At 56.4% G+C, this 5,019-nt stretch carries 11 protein-coding genes and 1 pseudogene; 11 read left to right on the forward strand and 1 reads right to left on the reverse strand.

Annotated features, from left to right (window positions below):
- Window positions 1-236: 236 nt before the first annotated feature.
- Complete coding sequence (locus OKC40_RS21720; protein WP_043851830.1) at window positions 237-581, reverse strand: helix-turn-helix domain-containing protein; 345 nt, start codon at window positions 579-581, stop codon at window positions 237-239.
- A 274-nt stretch (window positions 582-855) separates the two neighbouring features.
- Between OKC40_RS21720 and OKC40_RS21725 the strand changes: the two genes are divergently transcribed.
- From OKC40_RS21725 to OKC40_RS21775, 11 genes and pseudogenes are all read left to right on the forward strand, one after another.
- On the forward strand, window positions 856-1,011 hold the full coding sequence (locus OKC40_RS21725; protein WP_113721835.1) for a hypothetical protein: 156 nt from the start codon (window positions 856-858) through the stop codon (window positions 1,009-1,011).
- A 51-nt stretch (window positions 1,012-1,062) separates the two neighbouring features.
- A complete protein-coding gene (locus tag OKC40_RS21730) occupies window positions 1,063-1,254 on the forward strand; it encodes a hypothetical protein (RefSeq protein WP_043851829.1) in 192 nt (63 codons plus the stop codon).
- A gap of 52 nt (window positions 1,255-1,306) precedes the next feature.
- Window positions 1,307-1,465 carry a hypothetical protein gene (locus OKC40_RS21735; protein WP_270796966.1) on the forward strand — a complete coding sequence of 53 codons (159 nt, stop codon included), beginning with the start codon at window positions 1,307-1,309 and terminating at the stop codon, window positions 1,463-1,465.
- Window positions 1,466-1,482: 17 nt separating this feature from the next.
- Complete coding sequence (locus tag OKC40_RS21740; protein WP_244054147.1) at window positions 1,483-2,169, forward strand: hypothetical protein; 687 nt, start codon at window positions 1,483-1,485, stop codon at window positions 2,167-2,169.
- Between the two features lie 84 nt (window positions 2,170-2,253).
- Entirely contained in the window at window positions 2,254-2,817 is a 564-nt protein-coding gene (locus tag OKC40_RS21745; RefSeq protein WP_215807021.1) for a lecithin retinol acyltransferase family protein, read from the forward strand.
- Window positions 2,818-2,853: 36 nt separating this feature from the next.
- Complete coding sequence (locus OKC40_RS21750; RefSeq protein ID WP_270796968.1) at window positions 2,854-3,279, forward strand: DUF2787 family protein; 426 nt, start codon at window positions 2,854-2,856, stop codon at window positions 3,277-3,279.
- Between the two features lie 10 nt (window positions 3,280-3,289).
- Window positions 3,290-3,718, forward strand: coding sequence for a hypothetical protein (locus OKC40_RS21755; RefSeq protein WP_270796967.1), 429 nt, complete (start codon window positions 3,290-3,292; stop codon window positions 3,716-3,718).
- The gene (locus tag OKC40_RS21760; RefSeq protein WP_052815459.1) at window positions 3,693-4,001 is read left to right on the forward strand and encodes a hypothetical protein; all 309 of its coding nucleotides are present in this window, start codon (window positions 3,693-3,695) and stop codon (window positions 3,999-4,001) included. Before OKC40_RS21755 ends, OKC40_RS21760 begins: the two co-directional genes overlap by 26 nt.
- A 91-nt stretch (window positions 4,002-4,092) precedes the next feature.
- A complete protein-coding gene (gene radC / locus OKC40_RS21765; protein WP_198505361.1) occupies window positions 4,093-4,590 on the forward strand; it encodes a RadC family protein in 498 nt (165 codons plus the stop codon).
- Window positions 4,587-4,778: a hypothetical protein gene (locus OKC40_RS21770; protein ID WP_244054141.1), complete on the forward strand. Its 192-nt coding sequence runs from the start codon at window positions 4,587-4,589 to the stop codon at window positions 4,776-4,778. The genes radC and OKC40_RS21770 overlap by 4 nt, the downstream gene beginning before the upstream one ends.
- 24 nt (window positions 4,779-4,802) lie before the next feature.
- A pseudogene (locus OKC40_RS21775) lies at window positions 4,803-5,019 on the forward strand (hypothetical protein); the annotation flags it as partial.

Here is a 5,019-nt window from a genome sequence, read left to right on the forward strand (position 1 = left end):
CAGGCAGCCTGTCAAGGTATTCGAAGAGTACCGTCAGGCGGCATAGGCGAGTGTCGCACTTCGAAGTTGAATTCGCGTTGTTCTGTCGGTCTGATTGAAAAGGAACTCAGATAGATATTATCAAGGGAGAGTAAACAGATATCGCTGTGAAGCTGCTTGGGAGCGCCATTACGGCCTCCCAAGTTATTGACCCTGGCATCGGGTGTCAGTCAGTCACAGATGCGCACTGCGAGCTGTTAAGGCGCCAATCGTGCCACCAGCTTATCTACCACCTCCAGCACCAGCGCTCTGTCCTCTGTATCGAGCTTAGCCAACTGTTGGCTGAGCACAATGCCTTGTTCGGTGGGGCGGTTGCTGGTCTCACGCAGGAAGTCTGCAAGCTCACACTCAAACAGCTGGGCGAGCTCTGCCAACCGCACCACGGTAGGCACCACTTTTCCCCGCTCCATCCGAGAGACCGCTTCCATCCCGATATCCAGGTGCTCTGCGACTTGATCCTGGGTCAGTCCCGCTTGTTGGCGTTGCCGTCCAATCGCTTTACCGACGCTTTTGGCTAGATCGTCAAAGTTGATGTCTGTCATAAGTCCTCCAGTCAACCTGTATGGTTGGCCATGGACTCATTGACATTAAGGACTCTTTGGGGTGAGGATCACCTCATTAGATCTAATTTAGTGAAGTAGTCACCCCAACATCGAAAGGAGTTCGGCACGATCTCACCTCTGGCCACTTTGTTGACTGAGTCTGGTTATCGATCCAGCACTCCCACTGACATTACTCGAATGTCTCGCCTACCCGATAGATTCGCCTTATCGGCCCGGCTTTCTTTTGCCATTTACACATTACAGGAGACTCCTCATGCCATTAGTCCTGATCTGGGTTGGACTTGCTTTATTACTGGGATTTGTTGCGGCTGGTAACGGACGCTCATTCTGGGGCTGGTTCATTCTCGGACTTATAATTGACCCGATTTTAGCCGGATTACTTTACTGGTTGATTTGCAGAGATAGTTGATTATCGGATGCACATGTTAATGGTCAAAATTGAATCATGAAGGTTGGTAATATGGGACTTTGGAAAACGCTTACAACTATAAATGGCAATAGCTTGGGTGGCCTTATCATCAAGCTCATTTATAACGTACCTAAGATGAGCGACAGGACGATTATTGATATTGTTACGGGAAGGAAGTGGGCCCCTGAATTCATCAAAATGTTAGCCGCCAAAGAAGGGGCGCTGCGCTCTCTCAAAATGTGACGAGCCTCGCTTTCACCAAGGAAATTGTATAGCCCCCTCTGACTGCCGGGTGATGCTGCGCAATGACATCGGTGGTCAGCTTGGGGGGACCCATTTCCCACTCAAGCTCAATTACATCGAAAGCTGGCGGCTGGTCATGACCGAGCCGTGCCGATTGAGGGAGGTGACCCTCTTCACCAATCTGGGCAATGCCTCTTACACCATTGAATAAGTCGTCTGGAGAGTGACATGACAGAAAAAATCAAACTGGCACTGTGGTGCACATGGTTGTCGTTGTTTGCCTTACCGACCTGGGCTGCGCCCCAGTTCACTGTGCCAACGGTCACTAAACGGGTTCCGGCCAACGTTGAGGGCACCCTCAATTTCGCCAGCATGCAGTTTTGGATAGAGACCTCGAAAGGGGAGCGCATCATGCTGATGCCGCTGGATGAAGATGAGCCAAGGCTCATCCCCAGTGTCAGCCAGCCGGTTGCCCTGAACGGTTTTATGCTCACCTATTCAGATGGCAGTCGTTACTTCGAGCCCTCCTTTGCATCTGCGTCAGCTGCATCAAGTACCACCTCATTTACCATCGTGAAAAATGACGATGACAGCATCGAGATCCGGCATGGGGGTGAGGTGCTGCTGCGCACCGATGAATATGACGCCATCAAGCTCACGCACCGATTGCCGCTCGTCAACGGTCAGGCGGTCTTGTTTGAGCTGCACAGCGGCGGTGTGGCATGCCCGGTGCTCTACCAGTTGGCTGTCGCCCAGACGGGGGTACTGACCATGCTTTCACAGCCCTTTGGTACCTGCAGCGATGAAGGCAAGCTGACCCGCGAACCCAACGGTTTCACCCTCGACCTGCCCGGCAATCCTCGTCAGCGCTGGGTATGGGATGCCAGCAGCTTGACGCTGCGCAAGCAGTCCTGACCACCAGCCTCCACACATTCACCACCATCAGGGCACCTTCGGGTGCCCTCTGTTTTATGCCGCATTTTATTTAAGGAACGGTTCATGTCATTACCGCAATCAGGGGACCACCTCGTTTCCCCCCGCACCGGTTACCAGCACCACGGTCTCTATCTGGGGGACCATCTGGTCATCCACTACCAGGGGGTCAGTGCCGGTATACATTCCGGTCAGATAGCTATCGCCACCCTTGCCGAGTTTAGCCAAGGGCGGGGCTATCGCATCCAGCACCATAGTGCACGAGCTTTCAACCGGGAGGAGAGTATCGACCGTGCTTACTCCCGTCTTGGAGAGGCGCACTACAGCACGCTCTTTAACAACTGCGAGCACTTCGTGCTCTGGTGTATCGAGGGCTTTCACTACAGCAAGCAGATTAACCAGCTGATTGCCACGGGGTGTATCGCACATCAGGTGCTTCACTCTGTGGCTCGGCAGCCTACCCTTGCGGCCCTGCCTAGCATGGCCACCAGCACGGCACTGAATCCATCAGCAACGACTGTGGTGACCGCTGCAGTCGGTACGTTGCTGAGTAGCTCGGCCACCTCGCTGGCGGCACCCTTGGCTGCCACCTACGGCCTCTACCGCGCTTGGCGCTGGTTCAGGGATTAACGGTTCTCACATTCGATACCAAAAGGACACACCATGATGACCATGCCATTTCACTTGGCAGGGATGGCCCTGCCGATTTCCCCCGAGCTGCCTGACTTACTGCGCAAAGTCGTGCGGGAACAACAGCGCGACCTCACCGACCTCTCGACCCTGACCTTCAACTTTCGCAGCCCCGGCTACAGTGCCGAGACGGGTGGCGTCCATCCGGTAGAGTTGCGGCTTATTCGGGGATTGCACGGCTGGGTCTTCGATTACATCACCGACTTCAGTTACCAGGGGCTGGGCCAGGATGCCGAGCTCTGCAAAGAGCTCGACTTCAACCTCTCCTGCGACGAACACTATATGCAGGGCTGGGGACCACTGCCCGGCGTGGAAGCGCGGGAACTGTTCGCCCTGTGGCAGAGCAATTTCATTAGCTACGCCCAGTTGGGGTATTTCACCGTCACGGTCAGCGGGGAGTAGGAGGTGTGTGATGACTAACGAACTGCCGCTGACCCACTACTCGCGCCAGTGGCTGGGACTGGTCGCCGCCAAGGCCAAGATACAACCGCGCCACCGTGGCCAGCGCTGGTTACTACACCTCACTCCTGATAGCCCCCATGCCCGCACCGTTACGCTGCACCTGCGCTGGTCTGGGGTGCAGTGGCAACTGCTCTCCCTCACCAATGCCGAGGATTGGCGCACGATGAGCCAGCCGATAGATGAAATATGTGTGGATCCCACGCGCCGCTGTTTCTGGCGTAGCCAGGCAGGGCCCGTCCCGTTCTCTGATCAGCCCCGTGTACTGGGAGACTTTCTGAGCAACCTGCAGCGCACCTGCATTCATCACGGTTATTGCGTAGAGAGTGACCCCTTACCCCATGAGGAGGCTCAAGATGCCCAAACAACCGATAGCCGTTGAGCTGGAGGCGATTAATCGAGAGGGGGAGACGCAAGTGGTGCGCGGCAGTAGCCTGGCGGTTCAGGGCTACAGCGTCTACCTGCGAGCGATGGAGGCCAGCGGTCTTGCCCTGGCGACCTGGGTAGCTGACTACGACACCATTGGTCCCGCCTATGAACTAGCGGAACGGCTGAGTATTGCACTCGCTATCCCGCTCAACGTACTGGTCCCCGGAGCGCTGATGCCGGTGAAGCGTGCCCCTACAGCCGGAGCAGGAGCAGACGCCGCCACCAAGGCCAACTGAACACCCCTCAAAGTGAACCAACAACCGCTCTACCTTTAACCCCGACATGCTTCATGCGTGCCGGGGTTTTGTTTATTTGGAGAATTCCACTATGCGTTACCACAAGCTGAAAGCCGGGGAATGCCCCGGCACGTATGTCGTCACCGAACCCGTGACCGAGCAAGACCTGCTGCGCATCGCCAACCAGATTGCCCGCAAGCGTCTAGCCAAAGGTACTGCCATCACCAGTACCACTGAGGCCGCAGAGCGGCTGCAAACCCTGTTGCAAGAGCGGGAGCATGAAGTGTTTGGTGCACTGTTCCTTGACGCCCAACACCGCGTACTGGCTTTTGAGGAACTGTTTCGCGGCACCCTAGACAGCGCCAGCATCTATCCACGGGAAGTGGTCAAAAGGGCCCTACTGCTCAATAGTGGCGCGGTCCTCGCTGTGCATAATCACCCAAGCGGTGACCCCGAGCCCAGCCACTCTGACCGGGTCTTTACCCAAGCCCTCAAAGAGGCCTTGGCGCTGGTCGATGTACGATTGCTCGACCATCTGGTGGTCGGTGCTGAGGGCGTAGTCTCGCTGGCTGAGCGAAACCTGCTATGAACCAGACCCCAGGCAAATCTCACCTCACCGCCCTCGACATCCTCCTCGAGCTGCGCTGCTGGCTTGAAGACAACGTTCAGATGCAGGCCGAGCCCGCTATCGTGGCTCACCTGCCTAACGGCTACCAACTCACCCAGAGCGATTGTGTCGAGGCCATCGATGCGCTGCTGCATCATCTGCGCCATTAGCCAACCCAAGAAGGGACACGCACCATGCGATTACCCAATCCCTATGCCCTTGAGGAAATGCTCGGGAAGCTACGCCATGGCCTGGCAGCCGCCAGCAACCAAGGGGCGCTGGCGTTGTTGGGGCAAGCAGTCACCAAGGCTCGTGATGACGAGGGTTATGCCATGCAGCTTGAAGAGGCCTTGCTGCGGGGATCCACCATCGAGATCCGCGAATGCCTCAGCTGCTTTGGCGACTACTTCG

Source organism: Aeromonas sp. QDB11 (assembly GCF_027705265.1).
Taxonomy (GTDB): Bacteria; Pseudomonadota; Gammaproteobacteria; order Enterobacterales; family Aeromonadaceae; genus Aeromonas; species Aeromonas allosaccharophila.

Bases quoted from the DNA above. Each gene is read 5' to 3' on its own strand.
- OKC40_RS21735 (WP_270796966.1), top strand. From the start codon at position 1,307: ATGCTGCGCAATGACATCGGTGGTCAGCTTGGGGGGACCCATTTCCCA.
- OKC40_RS21725 (WP_113721835.1), top strand. From the start codon at position 856: ATGCCATTAGTCCTGATCTGGGTTGGACTTGCTTTATTACTGGGATTT.
- OKC40_RS21730 (WP_043851829.1), top strand. From the start codon at position 1,063: ATGGGACTTTGGAAAACGCTTACAACTATAAATGGCAATAGCTTGGGT.
- OKC40_RS21750 (WP_270796968.1), top strand. From the start codon at position 2,854: ATGACCATGCCATTTCACTTGGCAGGGATGGCCCTGCCGATTTCCCCC.
- OKC40_RS21770 (WP_244054141.1), top strand. From the start codon at position 4,587: ATGAACCAGACCCCAGGCAAATCTCACCTCACCGCCCTCGACATCCTC.
- OKC40_RS21740 (WP_244054147.1), top strand. From the start codon at position 1,483: ATGACAGAAAAAATCAAACTGGCACTGTGGTGCACATGGTTGTCGTTG.
- OKC40_RS21720 (WP_043851830.1), bottom strand. From the start codon at position 581: ATGACAGACATCAACTTTGACGATCTAGCCAAAAGCGTCGGTAAAGCG.
- OKC40_RS21760 (WP_052815459.1), top strand. From the start codon at position 3,693: ATGCCCAAACAACCGATAGCCGTTGAGCTGGAGGCGATTAATCGAGAG.
- radC (WP_198505361.1), top strand. From the start codon at position 4,093: ATGCGTTACCACAAGCTGAAAGCCGGGGAATGCCCCGGCACGTATGTC.
- OKC40_RS21745 (WP_215807021.1), top strand. From the start codon at position 2,254: ATGTCATTACCGCAATCAGGGGACCACCTCGTTTCCCCCCGCACCGGT.
- OKC40_RS21755 (WP_270796967.1), top strand. From the start codon at position 3,290: ATGACTAACGAACTGCCGCTGACCCACTACTCGCGCCAGTGGCTGGGA.